The sequence below is a fragment of the Hymenobacter sp. APR13 genome, assembly GCF_000737515.1.
Classification (GTDB): domain Bacteria; phylum Bacteroidota; class Bacteroidia; order Cytophagales; family Hymenobacteraceae; genus Hymenobacter.
In genome coordinates this window covers 2,632,040-2,649,148 of record NZ_CP006587.1, presented here as the reverse complement: position 1 = coordinate 2,649,148, position 17,109 = coordinate 2,632,040, and the positions used below count along the sequence as shown (strand labels likewise).

The 17,109-nt window shown below is 59.0% G+C and carries 18 protein-coding genes and 3 tRNA genes; 7 read left to right on the top strand and 14 right to left on the bottom strand.

Features of this window, described 5'->3' with window-relative positions; all coding sequences use genetic code 11:
- Window positions 1–63: 63 nt before the first annotated feature.
- The 5 genes from tuf to N008_RS11055 form a co-directional block, all read right to left on the bottom strand.
- Entirely contained in the window at window positions 64–1,251 is a 1,188-nt protein-coding gene (tuf, locus tag N008_RS11075; RefSeq protein WP_044015999.1) for an elongation factor Tu, read from the bottom strand.
- A 159-nt stretch (window positions 1,252–1,410) separates the two neighbouring features.
- Window positions 1,411–1,482: transfer RNA gene (locus N008_RS11070), tRNA-Thr, on the bottom strand.
- Between the two features lie 88 nt (window positions 1,483–1,570).
- A tRNA-Gly gene (locus tag N008_RS11065) sits at window positions 1,571–1,643 on the bottom strand.
- A 72-nt stretch (window positions 1,644–1,715) separates the two neighbouring features.
- Window positions 1,716–1,798, bottom strand: a tRNA-Tyr gene (locus tag N008_RS11060).
- A 249-nt stretch (window positions 1,799–2,047) separates the two neighbouring features.
- Window positions 2,048–4,639, bottom strand: coding sequence for a M1 family metallopeptidase (locus N008_RS11055; protein WP_044015997.1), 2,592 nt, complete (start codon window positions 4,637–4,639; stop codon window positions 2,048–2,050).
- Window positions 4,640–4,737: 98 nt separating this feature from the next.
- Between N008_RS11055 and N008_RS11050 the strand changes: the two genes are divergently transcribed.
- The 3 genes from N008_RS11050 (at window position 4,738) to frr (ending at window position 6,769) form a co-directional block, all read left to right on the top strand.
- Complete coding sequence (locus N008_RS11050; protein ID WP_044015995.1) at window positions 4,738–5,241, top strand: biotin/lipoyl-containing protein; 504 nt, start codon at window positions 4,738–4,740, stop codon at window positions 5,239–5,241.
- Window positions 5,242–5,317: 76 nt separating this feature from the next.
- Complete coding sequence (pyrH, locus tag N008_RS11045) at window positions 5,318–6,103, top strand: UMP kinase (protein WP_044015993.1); 786 nt, start codon at window positions 5,318–5,320, stop codon at window positions 6,101–6,103.
- A gap of 102 nt (window positions 6,104–6,205) precedes the next feature.
- The gene (gene frr / locus N008_RS11040) at window positions 6,206–6,769 is read left to right on the top strand and encodes a ribosome recycling factor (protein ID WP_044015991.1); all 564 of its coding nucleotides are present in this window, start codon (window positions 6,206–6,208) and stop codon (window positions 6,767–6,769) included.
- A 93-nt stretch (window positions 6,770–6,862) separates the two neighbouring features.
- Here the strand turns inward: frr and nadD are convergent, their stop codons facing one another.
- From nadD to N008_RS11005, 7 genes are all read right to left on the bottom strand, one after another.
- Window positions 6,863–7,462, bottom strand: a complete 600-nt coding sequence (nadD, locus tag N008_RS11035) for a nicotinate (nicotinamide) nucleotide adenylyltransferase (RefSeq protein ID WP_231569686.1) — start codon at window positions 7,460–7,462, stop codon at window positions 6,863–6,865.
- The gene (gene gmk, locus N008_RS11030) at window positions 7,459–8,043 is read right to left on the bottom strand and encodes a guanylate kinase (RefSeq protein ID WP_044015989.1); all 585 of its coding nucleotides are present in this window, start codon (window positions 8,041–8,043) and stop codon (window positions 7,459–7,461) included. The genes nadD and gmk overlap by 4 nt, the downstream gene beginning before the upstream one ends.
- Window positions 8,044–8,052: 9 nt before the next feature.
- The gene (locus N008_RS11025) at window positions 8,053–8,343 is read right to left on the bottom strand and encodes a hypothetical protein (RefSeq protein WP_044015987.1); all 291 of its coding nucleotides are present in this window, start codon (window positions 8,341–8,343) and stop codon (window positions 8,053–8,055) included.
- Between the two features lie 24 nt (window positions 8,344–8,367).
- Window positions 8,368–9,018 carry a sigma-70 family RNA polymerase sigma factor gene (locus N008_RS11020; RefSeq protein ID WP_044015985.1) on the bottom strand — a complete coding sequence of 217 codons (651 nt, stop codon included), beginning with the start codon at window positions 9,016–9,018 and terminating at the stop codon, window positions 8,368–8,370.
- A gap of 77 nt (window positions 9,019–9,095) precedes the next feature.
- Complete coding sequence (locus tag N008_RS11015; protein ID WP_081910749.1) at window positions 9,096–10,388, bottom strand: O-antigen ligase family protein; 1,293 nt, start codon at window positions 10,386–10,388, stop codon at window positions 9,096–9,098.
- A gap of 34 nt (window positions 10,389–10,422) precedes the next feature.
- Entirely contained in the window at window positions 10,423–11,463 is a 1,041-nt protein-coding gene (locus N008_RS11010) for a glycosyltransferase family 9 protein (protein WP_052381445.1), read from the bottom strand.
- Window positions 11,460–12,221 (bottom strand): glycosyltransferase family 2 protein, encoded by a 762-nt coding sequence (locus tag N008_RS11005; RefSeq protein ID WP_044015981.1) that lies wholly within the window; start codon window positions 12,219–12,221, stop codon window positions 11,460–11,462. Before N008_RS11005 ends, N008_RS11010 begins: the two co-directional genes overlap by 4 nt.
- Before the next feature lie 26 nt (window positions 12,222–12,247).
- Between N008_RS11005 and N008_RS21605 the strand changes: the two genes are divergently transcribed.
- From N008_RS21605 to N008_RS10995, 3 genes are all read left to right on the top strand, one after another.
- Window positions 12,248–12,484: a T9SS type A sorting domain-containing protein gene (locus tag N008_RS21605; protein ID WP_052381444.1), complete on the top strand. Its 237-nt coding sequence runs from the start codon at window positions 12,248–12,250 to the stop codon at window positions 12,482–12,484.
- Window positions 12,485–12,549: 65 nt separating this feature from the next.
- Window positions 12,550–13,425: an SDR family oxidoreductase gene (locus N008_RS11000; protein WP_044015979.1), complete on the top strand. Its 876-nt coding sequence runs from the start codon at window positions 12,550–12,552 to the stop codon at window positions 13,423–13,425.
- Between the two features lie 274 nt (window positions 13,426–13,699).
- Window positions 13,700–14,032, top strand: coding sequence for a hypothetical protein (locus tag N008_RS10995; protein ID WP_156109245.1), 333 nt, complete (start codon window positions 13,700–13,702; stop codon window positions 14,030–14,032).
- A gap of 121 nt (window positions 14,033–14,153) precedes the next feature.
- Here the strand turns inward: N008_RS10995 and ahcY are convergent, their stop codons facing one another.
- Window positions 14,154–15,473 carry an adenosylhomocysteinase gene (ahcY, locus tag N008_RS10990; RefSeq protein WP_156109243.1) on the bottom strand — a complete coding sequence of 440 codons (1,320 nt, stop codon included), beginning with the start codon at window positions 15,471–15,473 and terminating at the stop codon, window positions 14,154–14,156.
- Between the two features lie 119 nt (window positions 15,474–15,592).
- The gene (locus N008_RS10985; protein ID WP_081910748.1) at window positions 15,593–16,348 is read right to left on the bottom strand and encodes a DUF4397 domain-containing protein; all 756 of its coding nucleotides are present in this window, start codon (window positions 16,346–16,348) and stop codon (window positions 15,593–15,595) included.
- Between the two features lie 185 nt (window positions 16,349–16,533).
- Between N008_RS10985 and N008_RS10980 the strand changes: the two genes are divergently transcribed.
- Entirely contained in the window at window positions 16,534–17,100 is a 567-nt protein-coding gene (locus N008_RS10980; protein WP_044015972.1) for a hypothetical protein, read from the top strand.
- Window positions 17,101–17,109 lie beyond the last annotated feature (9 nt).

Here is a 17,109-nt window from a genome sequence, read left to right as displayed (position 1 = left end):
AACAAATCCGCCTCTGAAAAAATCAGAGGCGGATTGCATTGATTTCCTAAAATCTAAGGAAAACTACTCGGTGATTTCGGTTACCTGACCGGCACCTACCGTACGACCACCCTCACGGATAGCGAAACGCAGGCCTTTTTCCATAGCTACCGAGTTGATGAGCTCAACCGAGATAGTTACGTTGTCGCCGGGCATTACCATTTCCACGCCTTCGCCCAGCGTGATGATGCCGGTTACGTCGGTGGTGCGGAAATAGAACTGAGGACGGTAGTTGTTGAAGAACGGCGTGTGACGGCCACCTTCTTCTTTCGACAGCACGTACACCTCAGCTTTGAACTTGGTGTGAGGCTTAACTGAGCCTGGCTTGCAGATAACCATGCCACGACGGATGGCTTCTTTCTCAATACCGCGGAGCAGCAGACCTACGTTGTCGCCAGCTTCACCACGGTCAAGGATTTTGCGGAACATCTCAACGCCCGTTACGGTCGACTTGAGGTTCTCAGCACCCATACCGAGGATTTCAACTTGCTCACCCGAGTTGATGATACCACGCTCGATACGGCCGGTTGCTACCGTACCACGACCCGTGATAGAGAATACGTCCTCTACTGGCATCAGGAAGGGCAGGTCGGTCAGACGAGCTGGGATTGGAATGTAGCTATCTACAGCAGCCATCAGCTCTTCGATCTTGGGAACCCAAGTAGCGTCGCCGTTCAGGCCACCCAGAGCCGAGCCCTGAATAACTGGGATGTTGTCGCCGTCGAAGTCGTAGAACGAAAGCAGCTCGCGGATTTCCATTTCCACCAGCTCGAGGAGCTCGGGGTCATCCACCATGTCTACTTTGTTCATGAACACTACCAACTGAGGAACACCTACCTGGCGAGCGAGCAGGATGTGCTCACGCGTCTGAGGCATTGGGCCGTCGGTAGCAGCTACCACGAGGATAGCACCGTCCATCTGGGCAGCACCCGTTACCATGTTCTTCACATAGTCAGCGTGACCGGGGCAGTCAACGTGAGCATAGTGACGGTTTTCGGTAGCGTATTCTACGTGCGAGGTGTTGATCGTGATACCACGCTCTTTTTCTTCGGGAGCGTTGTCGATCGACGAGAAGTCACGCTTGGCGGCCAAACCTTTGTTCGCCAGTACCATGGTGATAGCAGCGGTCAGGGTGGTTTTGCCGTGGTCGACGTGCCCGATCGTACCGATGTTCACGTGCGGCTTGGAACGATCAAAATTTTCTTTGGCCATTGTAAGTGAGATTAAAGAACTGTGTTGTGAGGAGGAAAACGCGACTTGCTTATACTGAAAGAAAGCGAAACGCAGCTCCGCTTAGTGGGGACTGCACGTCGCTTTTCTTTTCAGACTGGCCCAAACAGAGCAGCCGCGCTGCACCGCCGGTATAATGTGAGCCATTTATGGGATTTGAACCCATGACCTCTTCCTTACCAAGGAAGTGCTCTACCACTGAGCTAAAACGGCTGATACTGTAATTCGAAACAAAGATACGACGGGAGAAGTACAATCGCCGTTGCGGCTGTATCTGTTTTCCGCAGCTCTGCGAATGTTGAGCGGGAGACGAGGTTCGAACCCGCGACCTGCAGCTTGGAAGGCTGCCGCTCTACCAGCTGAGCTACTCCCGCGTAGTGTAAATAAAGAAACCCGTAAGCGGCCGATACGCTTGTTGTCTTCCGGGTTTCTCTATTCAGCAATCGTGGGGGGAGAAGGATTCGAACCTTCGAAAGCTTACGCTAACAGAGTTACAGTCTGTCCCATTTGGCCGCTCTGGAACCCCCCCGATTGTTATTTCATCGTCGTTTACGAAGAAATTTTCGCTTCAACCTTTCTGCCTTGGCTGGCTACTGTGTCGAATTGAGTTGCAAAATTAGGGGCTTTCTGATGCAAGTCAAGCGCTGCCCCAAAAATCGTTTAATATTTTTTCTGCCCGCCGCTGAAAATCCGGACAAATCCGGCTCTAACCTGCTGATTGCTTTTGTGAAACAGGCAGCCACGCTAGCTGAAGAAATTTTCACGTTTTTTTCGGTGGCTACTGCATCATGGCGTAGTAGGCCTTCACCTGCTCGTCTTTCTCTTTGCTCCGGATGTCCTGCAGTGTGGCCTTGAGGGTGGGCATACTGGAGGCCAGAATGCTCAGCCCCCGGTAGGCGCCTAACCGCACAAAGGTGCTGGGCGCAGTGCGGGCGAGGCTTTCGAGGCGCTGAATGCCCTTATCCCGCTCGATGGGAGGCATGCGGAGCATGAAGGTGGCAAAGTCGGGCAGGTAGCTGCGGTAGAGGTCGGCGTCGCTGACGTCGGGCAGGCGCCGCATGAACCACTGGTACTGCTCGGTACTGCTGCCGTTGAGCGAATAATACGTAGCGATGGACGTCAGGACTTCTGCATTCTGGCTTTCCTGCATGGCTGCCACCTTCTCCTGCGAGTCGGCAGTTGGCGTCTTGGCCAGGGCCTGGATGCCGGCACTGACTACTTTGTACGAACTGTCGTTGAGGGCCGTCAGGAAGGCGCTGGAGTAGTTTTCGTTGGAGAAAGAGGCTAGCGCATTAAGGGCAGTAGCGCGGACTTGGCTGCTTTTGTCTTTCATGGCTACCTGCTGCAGATCCTGGCGCACGGCATTGCCTTCGGGGCCTTTGTAGCGGCGCAGGGCCTGCACGGCGGCCTGACGCACGGCCCAGAAAGGGTCGTTGAGGACGTTGCGCAATAGCGTGCTTACCGAAAGTTCGGCGCTCTTAGCCTTCAGCTGCGTTACGGCCTCGTAGCGCTGCAGGTAGTTTTTAGCGTGCGTGTACTGGTACATCAGCTCGTCTTGGGTGCGCTCCTCTTCAATTTCAGCCAACAGTTGCGCTTGGCTGTCGAATTTTACTAGGCCGGGGCGTTGGGAGGAAGGCAGCCGGAAGGTCTGGTCGGCTTTGGTGACGGTGATGCGGTGGTCAGTGGGCTGGTTGTTGGCCCACACCGTAACCGTGACGGGCAGCCGGTAGATGGGCGTGAAGGTGGAGTCCTGCAGCTGCTGCACGCGCATGCTCACTTGCCCATTGGCAAAGCTGTGCGTCACTTTCAGCTCGGGATGGCCACGCTGCATAAACCACTGGTCGAAGAACCACATCAGGTCTTCGCCGGTCGTTTCCTCGAAGGCGATGCGCAACTTGGCTATTTCGGAGGTGGAAAACTTGTTCTGGGTGAGGTAGCGGTTCAACGACGCGAAGAAGGCGTCGTCGCCAACGTAATTGCGCAGCATATGCAGAACGCGGCCACCCTTGTCGTAGGAATGCCGGTCGAACATGTCCTCCTGCTTGGCGTAGCGGTAGCGGATCAGCGGCTCGCGCTTGCTCTGGGCTTCTTCGAGGTAGCGGTTTAGCTTTTCCTGCTGCACCAAGCCGGCTGCATCGGCGCCATACTTGTGCTCGGCCCAAAGCAGTTCCGAATAGTCGGCGAAGGACTCGTTGAGTGGCAGGTTGGCCCACGACTCGGTGGTTACGTAGTCGCCGAACCAGTGGTGAAATAGCTCGTGCGCTACCGTAGACTCGGCATCGTAGCCGACATCGGCCAGCTCACGGGGCGCAAACTGCACCAAGCTTTGCTCGAACGTGACGGCCGTGGTGTTTTCCATCGCGCCCGACACGAAATCGTGCACGGCCACCTGGGTGTATTTCTCCCACGGGAAGTCGACTCCCAGCTTTTTGGAGAAGTAATCCAGCATCTGAGGCGTGTTGCCGAACACGGCCCGGGCCGTGTTGCTGAACTTCGGATCGACGTAGTAGTCTACCGGCTTGCCCCGCCAGGTGTCGCTGATAACGGCAAAGTCGCCCACGGCCACCATGGTGAGATAGGGCGCGTGCGCCAGGCTCTGCTTCCAGGTGTCGGTGCGAGTACCGTCGCTGTTTTTGCGCGAGGAGGTCAGCAGGCCGTTGGAAAGGGTTTTCAGCTCCGAATCCACCGTAAGGCTGATTTCCTGCGTCATGCGCTGGTTGGGCCGGTCGATGGTCGGAAACCAGCAGGAGTTGCCTTCCGTCTCGCCCTGGGTCCAGAGCTGACGGGGCTTGGTTTTGTCGGTGCCCAGAGGATTGATGAAGTACAGGCCCTTGTCCTGGGTGATGGCGGCGCTGCCGCCCACTTCCAGCTCGTTGGGCTTGGCCACGTACTGAATCCGCACCTGGCAGGGCTCGGTGCGCGCGTACGTCCGGTCCAGCGTAATGGTGAGCTTCTTCTTGTCGTAGGTGTAGGTCAGGTTCTTCTCTTTCCCGCCATTCACCAGCTTCACGCTTTTTATGTCGAAGCCTTTGGCATCCAGCACGAGCTGGGTTTGGGGGTAGAAATGGGGCTTTACGGTAAGCGTAGCCGTACCCAGCAACCATTGTTTGGCCCAGTCGAAACGGACGTCAAGCTTGGTATCGAGCAGGTCGTGGAGGATAGTGGCGGCCGGCTGCACCGGGTTGGTAGGAGGCAGCCACGAGGGTACTACAAGAATAGACGGTGCCGCTTCAGGGGCCGGAGTCGATTCGGATTTCTTGTGCGTGGCTGCTTTGCTGCCTGCGGGCTTCGTGACCTTAACAACCTGTGCAGGAGCTTGAAACTGACACGCAAGGACCAGTCCCAGAATGCTGAGAACCGAATATTTCATGCGTTGATGCGATAGGTATATGGGTCCTCAAGTTCCGAAATTATTTGAGATTTGGCCTATCTTTAAGCCCATTTCCGCCCCCCTCCTCCCCCTTCCCTATGCTACAGGTTAGCACCAGCCCCACCCAGACTTGGGCCGTAGACTATCGTGCCACCGGCGCCATCACCCTAGACGGCCAGCCGTTTGCCTGGGATCTGGTGGAGCTAGAACCGGGCCGCTTCCACGTGTTGCACGAGGGCCGCTCGTACGTAGCCGAAGTAGTTAGCGCCGATTACGCTACCAAGTCGTTCCAGCTTAAGCTCAACGGGCAGCTGGTGGAGGTGAGCGCCAAAGACCGGTTCGATCTGCTCCTCGACAAGCTGGGCATGAGCAATGCTGCTGCCAGCAAAGTGAACGAGCTGAAAGCGCCCATGCCGGGCCTGATTGTTGATATCCGGGTGGCGCCGGGGCAGCAGGTGCAGAAAGGCGACCCGCTGCTGGTGCTGGAGGCCATGAAAATGGAGAACATCCTGAAAGCCCCCGGCGACGGCACCGTAGGGGCCATCAAGATTGGCCTGCGCGACAACGTAACCAAAGGACAGGTCCTGATTCAGTTCAGCTAGCCGGCGCTGGGCTCCGGGTTTTGCGCCCGCTGGCCGGGCGCACCTCACATCGTTTTTACACTTAATTCCTCCGACGTTGAAGTACACCCGAATTCTGCTTAAGCTAAGCGGCGAAGCCCTGATGGGCCAACAGCAATACGGCATCGATGCCACCCGGCTGATGCAGTACGCCGAGGAAATCAAGAAAGTAGCTGCCACCGGCACGCAGGTAGCGGTAGTAATTGGCGGCGGCAACATCTTCCGCGGGGTGCAGGCCGAAGCATTCGGCCTCGACCGGGTGCAGGGCGACTACATGGGAATGCTGGCCACGGTCATCAACTCCATGGCCCTGCAGAGCGCCCTCGAAAAGCTCGACGTGAATACGCGTCTGCTCTCGGGCGTTACCATTCAGCGGGTGTGCGAGCCCTACATCCGGCGGCGTGCTTTGCGCCACCTGGAGAAAGGCCGCGTCGTGATTTTCGGAGCCGGTATCGGCTCGCCGTACTTCACCACCGACTCGGCCGCATCGTTGCGGGCTATCGAAATTGAAGCAGACGTGGTGCTGAAAGGCACCCGCGTGGACGGCATTTACACGGCTGATCCGGAGAAGGACCCTAACGCTGTCCGCTACCCTACCATCACGTTCGATGAGGTGATGGCCAAAAACCTGAACGTGATGGACATGACGGCCTTCACGCTCTGCAAGGAAAACAACCTGCCCATCATCGTTTTTGATATGAACAAGGAAGGCAACCTGCAGCGCCTCATTGAGGGCGAAACGGTAGGTACGCTGGTGACGATGGACCACCCTCGCCCGACGGAAGCCGACGCCAAAACCAGCGGCCTGCAGCCTTCTCTGGACACTCCTTCTGAACAAGCTTAACGGGAGTAAAAAGTACACCCGCCGCGTTCAACTCACTCTTTTGCGTTGGCCACGCGTGCCGTTTTTACGTTTTACTTCTCAATTCTTAATTCCCTCACACACATGGACGAAGAAATTCAGTTTTACCTGAGCGAAGCCGAGGAATCGATGGCAAAGTCGCTGCAGCACACCGGCCTGGAACTCAGCCGTATTCGGGCTGGCAAGGCCTCGCCGGCAATGCTCGACTCGCTGCGCGTAGATTATTACGGCACGCCTACCCCCATTTCGCAGGTGGCCAACGTCTCGACGCCGGATGCGCGCACGCTGTTCATCAAGCCTTGGGAGAAAAATATCATTGCTGAGGTGGTGAAAGCCATCAAAAACAGCGACCTGGGCCTGAATCCGCAGTCGGATGCTGAGGGCGTGCGCCTCAACATTCCGCCCATGACGGAAGAGCGCCGCCGCGACCTGGTGAAGCAGGTGAAGCAGGAATCGGAAAGCGGCAAGGTGCGCATCCGCGGTATCCGCAAAGACGTGAACGAGTCGTTGCGGAAGCTGCAGAAGGATGGCGCCGCCGAGGATGCCATCAAGGATGCCGAAGCCAAGGTGCAGAAAGCCACCGACAGCTACATCGTGCAGATTGACAGCCTGACCAGCAAGAAGGAATCGGAAATCATGACCATCTGATCCGGTACTGTAGCTTATCAAAAGGGAAGCCTCCCGTTCTGCTGGCCCAATGTGGCGACAGAATGGGAGGCTTCCTTTTTTGATGATTAGCGGCTACTGCCAGTAGCCTTTCGCGGCAATCAGCTGCTGCACGGCATCGGGCACCATATACCGGATGGACTGCCCCTGGCGCAAACTCTGCCGGATAAACGTGGCCGAAATGTCCAGCAACGGCGCTTCCACCACTTTGATGGTTGAGCCAGCTACGGTAATGGCCTCTACCGGGTGGCCGGGGCGCGGGTAGACGTAAATGGCAAATTCCTGCCGGATACGGTCGGCGTCGCGCCAGCCATCCAGCCCCAGCAGGTTGTCGCTGCCCATGAGCAGCACAAACTCCTGGCCGGGGTGCAGCCGCCGGATTTCGTCGAGAGTGGTGATGGTGTAGCTAGGCTTGGGCAGGCGCAACTCGATATCCGTGACGGACAGCAGGTCGTTGTCGGCCACGGCGGCCTGGGCCAGCGCCAGCCGGTCCTGCTCCGGCAGCAGATCCTGGCCCACCTTGTAGGGGCTCTGCGGCGACACCACCAGCCACACCGCCGACAAATCGGTATGCGTGGCCATGTGCTGCGCCAGAATCAGGTGGCCGACGTGAATGGGGTTGAACGAGCCGAACAGCAGCCCGATCTTGCCGGAAGCACCCGCGTTCAGACTCACAGGATAGCCGATTCGGCCGTGATGAAGTCGCGCACCAGCTTCTCGGCCTGGGCGGTGGCTTCGTTGAGGTCGTCGTTGACGACGGTGACGTCAAAACGGTCCTCAAACGTCAGCTCGAAGTTGGCTTTGTAGAGCCGAGCTGAGATGCTGGAGGCCGAATCGGTGGCGCGGTGGCGCAACCGCTCTTCCAGTACTTCAATGGAAGGTGGCTTGACGAAGACGGCCAAAGCGCGGTCTTTGTAAAACTCCTTGATGCTCAAGCCGCCTTTCACATCTACATCGAGCACGGCGTGCTTGCCGCTTTCCCAGATGCGCTCAATCTCCGACTTCAGCGTGCCATAGAACGCGCCTTCGTACACTTCCTCCCACTCCACGAACTCGTCGTGACGGATTTTCTCCTGGAATTCCTGGACGGAGATGAAGTGGTAGTCTTTTCCATTGGCTTCGGTGCGGCCGCGCTTGTCGCGCGTGCAGGCCGAAATGGAGAAGCTCAGGTCTGGAATGGCCGCCATCAGGCGGTGGACGATGGTGGTTTTGCCGGCTCCGGAAGGAGCTGAAAAGGCAATGATTTTACCCTGCATCGGGCAAAATTAGGCCATTTCTGTTTGCAAACGAGACATTATGGTTTGCGGCAGCGAATTTGGGGCGCCTTTGCGGCCAACATGGGTCATGAGAAACCCAATAAACACCCGTTGTTTTTCGATGCTATCGAAGCAGGGCGAGCAATCATCGGCGTGGTGCACGATGTACTGCTCGTCGGCTTCGGTGGGCTGCTGGCCCACAACTAGCTGGTCAAGTATCGTATTCACACGGTCACAGTCAGCAACGGGCGCGGACGCCTGCTGGGTGGAGGATGGGGATTGGGTAGAGGTGTTTTCCATGATGCAACCCGTTGCGGTTAGCGGTTAGTAATTGTCGGTATCGTCCTCCGGCTCTGCCTCCGTGTTGCCGGAGTCGGCACCGTAGCCCATCGATTGGGCGTACTTTTCAAGCTTGTCCTTCAGGAAATTGCGGGCCCGGTGCAAACGGGACCGTACCGTACCGATAGGGATGTCCAGCACTTTGGCCATTTCCTCATAGGTGAACCCTTCCAGGTCGCAGAGGATAATGACGGTGCGAAAATCCACGGGTAGCGAGTTGAGTGCGCTAGCCACTTCGTCGCCGATGAGGTCGCGCACGGCTTGCTGCCGCATATCAGACGAGGTACCACCCGCGTCGCTGTCGGACTCGACGTCTTCCGAATTGTAGTAGCCCTCAATTTCGCTGTAGTCGACCTTGGCGGGTTGTTTACTCTTCTTCCGGAAGTCGTTGATGAACGAGTTTTTCAGGATGCGAAACAGCCATGCCTTGGCGTTGGTTCCCTGCTCGAAGTACTCGAAGAAGCGGTACGCCTTCAGATAGGTCTCCTGCACAAGGTCGTTGGCGTCGTCCTCGTCGAGGGTCAGACGGAACGCGAAATTGTACAGAGAGTCGATTACAGGCATTAATTCGGCCTGAAACCGGCGGTCTTTTTCTTCTTTACTAAGCTTCGGAACCCGTTCGGGAGAGTCGCTCATAAGGGGGGCGCGGCAAAGTACGGCGGGGGTGAAAAAAATCCGCCATGTAAACAAATGTACTGATTATCCTATCTCGCTCAAGCAGCTTGTGCCAGGAGCGTATTGCGGGCCTGCCGCTCGGTGGCTACAACCAAAAAGCCGTAGAGGAACACGAACATACTGAAGCCGATCTGCATCTGTAACAAGGAATCGACCAAATTGGCGATGCCCATCATCAACAGGAAATGTACAACGTACGCGTTTTGGCGGATGGCAGGTTGCAAAAATGGACCGAATAGCACGAAAAGCCACAGTACCAGGCCGATAATACCGCCGCCAACCAGTGCTTCCAGGTATTGGTTGTGGGTCATCACCCAGTTTTTGGGCAGCAGGCCGTAGTCCTGGTAGCTGTACTGGTCCAGCATGGCGGCGTCCACATCGGCGGGGGCCACGCCCGCAACCGGGTGCTGGCCGATAATGACGGTAGCCGTTTTCCAGGCGGCAAAGCGCTTGGCCAGGGAGTAGTCGTTGATGTCGCGGCCGGTGCGGTACTGGTCAAGGTCGTCGAGGGTGACGTTGACGCGCTGCTGGATGGGCTCCAGCGTGTAGTAGGTGACCAGGGGCACGCCCACCAGCGCCAGCAGCAATAAGGCACCCAGCACATAACGGCGCTGCAGCGCAATCAGTAGGCCCACATCGAGCAGCAGCATGCCGTAGAGCACCATCAGCCCGGTCCGATACGCCAGCACGTGCATCACCACGAACAGGATAGCTGAGCACGCCAGCAGCGCCTTACGCACGACGGGCAGCGCCAGCCCGCTGCGCCGCATCAGGAGCGCAAAAAAGAAGGCCAGCGCCAGCATGATGCTGAAATGGATGTGAAAGACGCCGGTAATGGCCGGCACATTGTGGCCGATGCTGATTTCGTAGTTGGCCGTTTCCGGGTCGAGCAGGTAGCGGCCGAGCGTGCCCAGCGCCAGTAGCGTGCCCAGCCCCACGAACAGGAGCCCGACCCCAAACCGCTGCCGCAGACTTAGGGGCACGGCCACGGCAAAGGCTAGCGGCACGATTACCAAGGGCAGCTTGCGGTACACCTCATGGCGCCAGATGTCGGTTTCGGAGGTGTAGACCACGCTCAATAGCCAGAACAGGTACATCAGGGCCATGCCCAGCACGGTTTGCAGGCGGGTGCAGGCCCGAAGCTGCTGGCGCAGCTGCGGTTGGGCCAGCACGGCCAGCACCCCCACCACCGAACTCAGCGCTACGAGGGCCCGCGACGCAAACAGCCCCGTAACAGCGGCCAGGCTACCCAGCAGCAACAGGTATTGCGACAAACGACCATCAGCGTAGAGCTGGCGCAATGAAAAGGGTGGAATGGAGGTTGCAGTCATAAGCAATGAAATGAGTGAAGTGCAGAGCACTCCCTCAGCTTGACAAGATAAGCGGCTGCCAGGCAAGAATCCGGCCGGCCACTTCGGCGGCGGCCAGTGCCTTGATGCAGGTGCAGGCAGCGGGCTGTTGGCGGCAGTCCTGGCAGTCGGGCCGGTCGAACACGGCGTATTCGGCCAAGGGTCCCAGCGGCGCCCAGCGGCCCGGATGCATCGGCCGGATGGGCGGGTAAAGGCCTAACGCATGCCGGCCCAGCGCGGCCGCCAGGTGCAGAGGCCCGGTGCTGCCGGCCACCAGCCCATCAGCAGCGCCAATGAAGGCCAGAAACTCGGGCAGCGGGAGCTGGCCGGTGAGGTCGGCCGTGAGGTAGGGCTGGTGCTCCTGTAGCCACTCGCGCAACTCCTCTCCTTCGGCAGCCGTGCCGGTAATGAAGACCCGGTGCCCGGCCTGGTGCAGCAGCCGGGCCAGCTGGCCGAAGTGCGCCAAGCCCCACTCGCGGGCACTACCGCGGCTCCGCGGGTGCAAAATGATGTTGAGCTGGCCCGGTTGACGGACCGCCAGCAACTCCTGCAGAGCCGGACGCAACGCTACAGCGGGCCGCAGCCGCACTAATTGTGCGACTTCCGGCAGGCTGAGCGCAGCAGATGTCTTCAGGACCTGTAGCAGCTGCAGGTTTAGCTGGGCCTCGTGTAGCGGCGAGTGGCGGCGGCTGAGGGCCACCAGGTGGTTGCAGGTGAGCCAGTGAAACCAGCGGCTGCGCGTGCCGACGCGGTGCCGGATGCCGGCCTGGCGGGCCAGCCGGGCTATAGTTTTGTGGGGAAAGACGTGCAGAATGGTGTCGGCAGCGGTGGCGCGTAGGGCAGCTACCTGGCCGGCGGCGGGCAGCTGTAGCAACTCATCGAGGTTGAGGAAGCCGTCGAGCCAGGGGCAGGCATCGGCTACGGCCTGGGTGTAGGTGCGGCCCAGCAGCAGCACCCGGCAGCCCGGATACAGCTGTTTCAGGCGGCCCGCTACCGGCAGCGTGAGCACCACGTCGCCGATGGCATCGGTACGGCTAACAAGGAAGGTGCGACTCATGCGGCGGCTTTGGTTTTCAGCTTGGCAAACTTCAGAAATACGCCCCAGGCCGAAATAATGGCAATGCTCAGGCCGGCAAACCCATCGAGGAAGCCCAATCGAAAAAAATAGCCGTGCACAAACTTCCACCAAGGCTTGAACAGCAGGTGAAACAGCGTGACCCGGCGCCGGCCGCGCAGCCACAACTCGTCGGCGGCAATGCTGGTGAAGCGGTTGAGCTGCTGCACGTGCTGCTCGACGGAGGTGTAGGAGTAGTGCAGGGCGTCGCCCTGCAGAGCCGAAATTGGCTGCCCGGGTTGCATTTCATACCGCTCATGCAGCAATAAACCTTCCCAGCGGCCCAGGCGCCGGTCGTAGAGGCGCAGTTTACGGTCGGGGTACCAGCCGCCGTGGCGCACCCAGCTGCCGCAGTAGTTGGTGAGGCGGGCCAGCGTATAGCCGCCACCCTGCCAGTTGGCGGTGGCCTGCCGGATGCTCTGGCGGAGCTCTTCGGTCAGCACTTCGTCGGCGTCGAGTTGCAGCACATAGTCGTGGCGGGCCTGAGCGGTGGCGTAGTTTTTTTGCTGCACGTAGCCCTCAAAGGCATGCTGCACCACGCGGGCCCCCAGCTGCTGGCAAATGGCCACGGTCCCGTCGGTGGAGAAACTGTCCACGACCACTACATCGTCGGAGAGGCCGCGCACGGCTTCCAGGCAGCGGCCGATGTTGGCTTCTTCGTTGAAGGTGATGATGACGATGGAGAGCGGAACGGCAGGCATAGGCTGGCAAATATCGGGGTTTTGCCGTGGTGGTGGCCGCTGTGGGTTACCTGGCCGCGGCTGCTACTGTGGATTTCGGGGAAGCCGCCGCCCGGCAGGTGCAGCTCTGCAACGAGCAAGGTCGGCTGCTACAGTCGTACACGGTTGCGGCTTCGCAGCTGGCTCTACCGGTGGCCGACCTGCCCAATGGCACCTATCTGGTGCGCGTGCAGGACTCCAGGCAGGCCCGGCCGACCACACTTCGGCTGCTGGTGGCGCGCTAGCTGCTACGGCTTCAACTTCGCCTTCAGGCCTGCGTATAGCCGCTCAGCCATTCAGCCCTTTTCTTATGAGCGAAGTACCGCAGCTAATTGCCCTTGTTACGGGTGCCACGTCGGGCATCGGTGAAGTAACCGCCCGCGAGCTGGTCCGGCAGGGCTACCACGTGGTGCTGCTGGCCCGCAACGCCGAAAAAGCCGCCCGCACCCGCCAGCAGCTGCAGCAAACCGCCAGCCCTGGCACCCGCGTAGACGTGCTGCTCTGCGACCTGTCGGACTTGGGCCAAGTGCGGCGGGCAGCCGAGGAGTTCAACCAGCGCTACGCCCGGCTGGATGTGCTGGTGAATAATGCCGGCCTGGTATTCGGGGCCGAGCGGGATGAATCGGTCAATGGCCACGAAATGACGCTGGCCACCAACCACCTCGGCCCGTTTCTGCTTACCAGCCTGCTGCTGCCGAAGCTGCGCCAAAGCCCGGCAGCCCGCATCGTGAATGTGGCTTCCATGGCCCACAAGTTCGCCAAGCCCGATCTGGCCGACCTCGACGCCACCCGCAGCTACTCGCCCATGCGGGCCTACGCCAATTCCAAGCTGTTCAACATCCTGTTCACGCAGGAGCTGGCCCGGCAGCTGCGCCAGCGCGGCATCTCCAACATCACAACCAACAGCCTGCACCCGGGCGTGGTAGCCAGCAATTTTGGCAGCAACTCTACGTGGCTTACGCGGGCCTTCTACAAGGCCGCCGCGCCGTTCATGACGACTTCCGAAGACGGCGCCCAGACCAGCATCTACCTCGCCACCTCGCCCGAAGTAGCCAGCATCAGCGGCGGCTACTTCGCCAAGAAGAAGCCGGAGCCCGTGAAATCGGACTTCAATACCGCGGCAAACGTGCAGCAGCTCTGGCAGCAGTCGGAGCAGATGGTAGGGCAGCCGTTCTTTGCGGAATAGCGCTTGAATTTCACGATATGTAAACGGCCAGTTCCTACGGAGCTGGCCGTTTTTGTTGAGTGTGGTGGCGTGCGGCAACTGGTAGCTAACACCGCGCGTGGTCGGGCAGCCTTTTCCTGCTAATTTGACACCAACTTATATCCTGCTTTACGCTATGCTTTCGCTACTCTGGACTGGTCTGAATATTTTCCTGTTACTGCTGATTGCATACGCCTAGTTCCGGGTGCTCAGGGTGCTGCGCCGGCAAATCGGCTTAGGGCTGGCAGTGTTGTTCATGTTGAGTCTGACGCTCAGAGGCAGTAGCTCCACATCGGACACCAGAGCCAGAAATCTGCTGGAAAACGGGCGTCTGGAGCATCCGATAGGCAACTGGGGCAGTAGCGCCAGTGTTCCGCTCAACCCCAACAACGAGTTGCACCTGCGGTTTGAGGGCATCCGCACCGATTCCACCTTACGGGTTCATGAAATGTACAGCGGCGTTTCGGGCCTGATGCTGGGCCACGAATGGAAACCGCTGGCCGGTATGGCGCATACCAGGAAGCAGGGCGTTTCCTACGAGGTATTCTTAGCCACGAATGGAAGCTACTGGGCATTGGCTTGTATGTAAGCAGCGAAGAATACACCGGTATGGCGCCCCTTGCAAAATAACTCGCCGCTCTTGAGCACAACAAAAACCCCGCCCGGCGCAATGCCGGGCGGGGTTTTTCTATTCAGGAAGCCGGAGCCGCTTAGTAGCGGTACAGATCCGACTTGAATGGGCCTTCTACGGGCACCTTGATGTAGTCGGCCTGCTTAGGCGTCAGCTCGTCCAGCTCCACGCCGATTTTGGCGAGGTGCAGGCGGGCCACCTTCTCATCGAGGTGCTTAGGCAGGGTGTACACCTGGTTTTCGTACTTATCGGCGTTCTGCCACAGCTCCAGTTGCGCCAGAGTCTGGTTGGTGAACGAGTTCGACATTACGAACGAAGGGTGGCCGGTGGCGCAGCCCAGGTTCACGAGGCGACCTTCGGCGAGGATAATCACCTCTTTGCCTTCGATGGTGTAGATGTCAACCTGCGGCTTCACCGTGTCTTTGGTGTGGCCGTAGTTTTTGTTCAGCCAGGCCATGTCGATTTCATCGTCGAAGTGGCCAATGTTGCAGACAATAGCTTTGTCGCGCAGGGCACGGAAATGCTCTTCGCGGATGATGTCGCAGTTGCCGGTGGTGGTGATGACGATGTCGGCGCGTGGAATGGCGTTTTCCATCTTCTTCACCTCGAAGCCGTCCATCGCCGCCTGCAGCGCGCAGATTGGGTCGATTTCGGTTACGATAACGCGGGCACCAGCGCCAGCCAGCGAGGCGGCCGTGCCTTTTCCTACGTCGCCGTAGCCGGCTACTACGGCTACTTTACCAGCCATCATCGTGTCGGTGGCGCGGCGGATAGCATCCACGGCCGACTCTTTGCAGCCGTACTTGTTGTCGAACTTCGACTTCGTTACCGAGTCGTTGACGTTGAAGGCAGGCAACGGCAAGGTGCCGTTTTTCACGCGCTCCAGCAGGCGCAGCACGCCCGTGGTGGTTTCTTCCGAAATGCCTTTGATGCCAGCGGCCAGCTCAGGGTACTGGTTCAGCACCATGTTGGTCAGGTCACCGCCGTCGTCGAGGATCATGTTCAGGGGCTGACGGTCTTCACCGAAGAACAGCGTCTGCTCGATGCACCAGTTGAACTCCTCCTCGTTGAGGCCTTTCCAGGCGTACACCGGCGTACCAGCAGCCGCAATGGCAGCAGCGGCGTGGTCTTGGGTGGAGAAGATGTTGCACGACGACCACGTCACGTCAGCGCCCAAGGCCTGCAGCGTCTCGATAAGCACGGCAGTCTGGATGGTCATGTGCAAGCAACCGGCGATACGCGCGCCTTTCAGCGGCCGGCTGGTACCGTATTCTTCGCGCAGAGCCATCAGACCCGGCATTTCAGCCTCGGCCAGACGGATTTCCTTGCGGCCCCACTCAGCGAGGCTCATGTCTTTTACTTTGTACGGAACGTAGGCCGTAGTCTTGGTCTCCACCATGATGCTGATTTTTTTTGCTAGACAACTACAAAGGTAACCAAAATGTTAGTGGCGCTATACAACAACAACGCCTGCCCCGATGGGGCAGGCGTTGCAGATCAGGCGGCTAGCAGCCAGAATTAGTTGTGCTGAATGATAACTGCCTGCTGCTGCTGCGGCGTTGGCACCCCGGATCCGGCAATGCCACGCACCAATACGGTGTAGATTTTGCCTGACTCATAGTTCTTGACGCCCGTTCCCGTTCCGCTACCATCACCGACAGCAATTACCTGCGTACGAGGCGTGCCAGCCGTCACCGATAGGTTCAGGGAGGCAGCATTGATGGCAATGAAGCCCGAGGCGGCCCCAAAAGGCACATCCGTTGTGACATCGGTGCCGGCAGTGCCGGGCAGAGCCGAAGGCACCGTGAGGCGAACCGGCGTCTGGGCATTCAGGGCCAGATGTACGATGCGCACTTTTGCCTGGCCGGCGGCCGGAGCCGTCAGGTCGTCGGGCACGGTGAGTACCGTGGGCGTGGAGCCGATGGTAGCAGTAGGCGAGAAGACGAATGACGAGTAGTTTTGGTCTTTGGAAACGGCAAGTGGGGCCGAAGTCAGCACTTGAGTGCCGCTGTTGATGCGCAGAGTAGGCGAGCCGGCATTTACGGTAAAGTAAGAGCTGTTGGTGCCGTAGTTGAGCTGGGCCACCTGCTGATCGGCTACGAAGGCGGTAATGGGCACGTTGGATACAGCCGCTGCGTGTACTACCAGCACCTTGCCTTGCTCAGGCGCGGGCGTGCTGTCTTCGTCATCGTTGCCACAGGCAGAAAAAGCCAGCGCGGCCGGCAGCATAGAAGCTAAAAATAGCTGGCGCAGGGAAGGAACAGCGGTTTTCATAGTCGGTTTCGGGTTGAGTGAAAGCTAATTGCACTGCGGACAGAACGTATCGGCAAGTGCTTTTGTTGAGTTGGCTCTGAAATACCACCCGGCACATAGTTGATATAGCTATGATGCAGACTGTTATATTTGCTTTCATGCACCGTTCCGAACTTTCGTTGGCTGGAGTATTCCGCCCTTCTCTAGTGTTATTTTTAGGCCTGTGGGCAGGCAATGCTTTTGGGCAGTCGGGCACGGTAGTGCGCCTGAGCCCGGAAGACCAAGGGCGGGGCCGCAACGGGGTGCAGAAGAACTTCTATTTCACCACCAAAGAGCAGCCCACCGACGACGATTACCAGAACGCCGGGTACTTCGGGCAGCGCCTGCGCCCCTATCTGGCCGGCAATCAGGAAGCGTTGGACAACCTCAACCGCTACCGCCGCCAGAAGTGGATTTTCCTGGCCGAACGCCTCACATTTGTGGGCGGGGTGGCAGTGTATGGCTCCCAGACCTTCAGCGGCAGCGGCGACCAGCACTACTTCGACAACGCCCAGAAAGTGACCTTGGGCGTGGTGGCGGGCAGCCTGCTGGCCAACATCTTCATTACGCGCCACACCAACGAGCATTTCGTGCGCGCCGTGGAAGCCAACAACGCCGGCCTGTCGACGGCAGGGCATACTGGCGTGTGGCAGCGGCTGGCGCCGGCCGGCGTGGGCGTGGCGGCATCGGCCACGGGCCAGCCGCTGCTGGCGTTGCGCTGGCAGCTGCGCTAGGTGCCGGCC

Coding starts and splice junctions, on each gene's coding strand:
- N008_RS10985 (WP_081910748.1), bottom strand. CDS start 16,348: ATGAAAACCGCTGTTCCTTCCCTGCGCCAGCTATTTTTAGCTTCTATG.
- ahcY (WP_156109243.1), bottom strand. CDS start 15,473: ATGGTGGAGACCAAGACTACGGCCTACGTTCCGTACAAAGTAAAAGAC.
- N008_RS11020 (WP_044015985.1), bottom strand. CDS start 9,018: ATGAGCGACTCTCCCGAACGGGTTCCGAAGCTTAGTAAAGAAGAAAAA.
- N008_RS11010 (WP_052381445.1), bottom strand. CDS start 11,463: ATGAGTCGCACCTTCCTTGTTAGCCGTACCGATGCCATCGGCGACGTG.
- N008_RS11015 (WP_081910749.1), bottom strand. CDS start 10,388: ATGACTGCAACCTCCATTCCACCCTTTTCATTGCGCCAGCTCTACGCT.
- tuf (WP_044015999.1), bottom strand. CDS start 1,251: ATGGCCAAAGAAAATTTTGATCGTTCCAAGCCGCACGTGAACATCGGT.
- N008_RS11050 (WP_044015995.1), top strand. CDS start 4,738: ATGCTACAGGTTAGCACCAGCCCCACCCAGACTTGGGCCGTAGACTAT.
- gmk (WP_044015989.1), bottom strand. CDS start 8,043: ATGCAGGGTAAAATCATTGCCTTTTCAGCTCCTTCCGGAGCCGGCAAA.
- frr (WP_044015991.1), top strand. CDS start 6,206: ATGGACGAAGAAATTCAGTTTTACCTGAGCGAAGCCGAGGAATCGATG.
- N008_RS11025 (WP_044015987.1), bottom strand. CDS start 8,343: ATGGAAAACACCTCTACCCAATCCCCATCCTCCACCCAGCAGGCGTCC.
- N008_RS11055 (WP_044015997.1), bottom strand. CDS start 4,639: ATGAAATATTCGGTTCTCAGCATTCTGGGACTGGTCCTTGCGTGTCAG.
- N008_RS10995 (WP_156109245.1), top strand. CDS start 13,700: ATGTTGAGTCTGACGCTCAGAGGCAGTAGCTCCACATCGGACACCAGA.
- N008_RS11000 (WP_044015979.1), top strand. CDS start 12,550: ATGAGCGAAGTACCGCAGCTAATTGCCCTTGTTACGGGTGCCACGTCG.
- N008_RS11005 (WP_044015981.1), bottom strand. CDS start 12,221: ATGCCTGCCGTTCCGCTCTCCATCGTCATCATCACCTTCAACGAAGAA.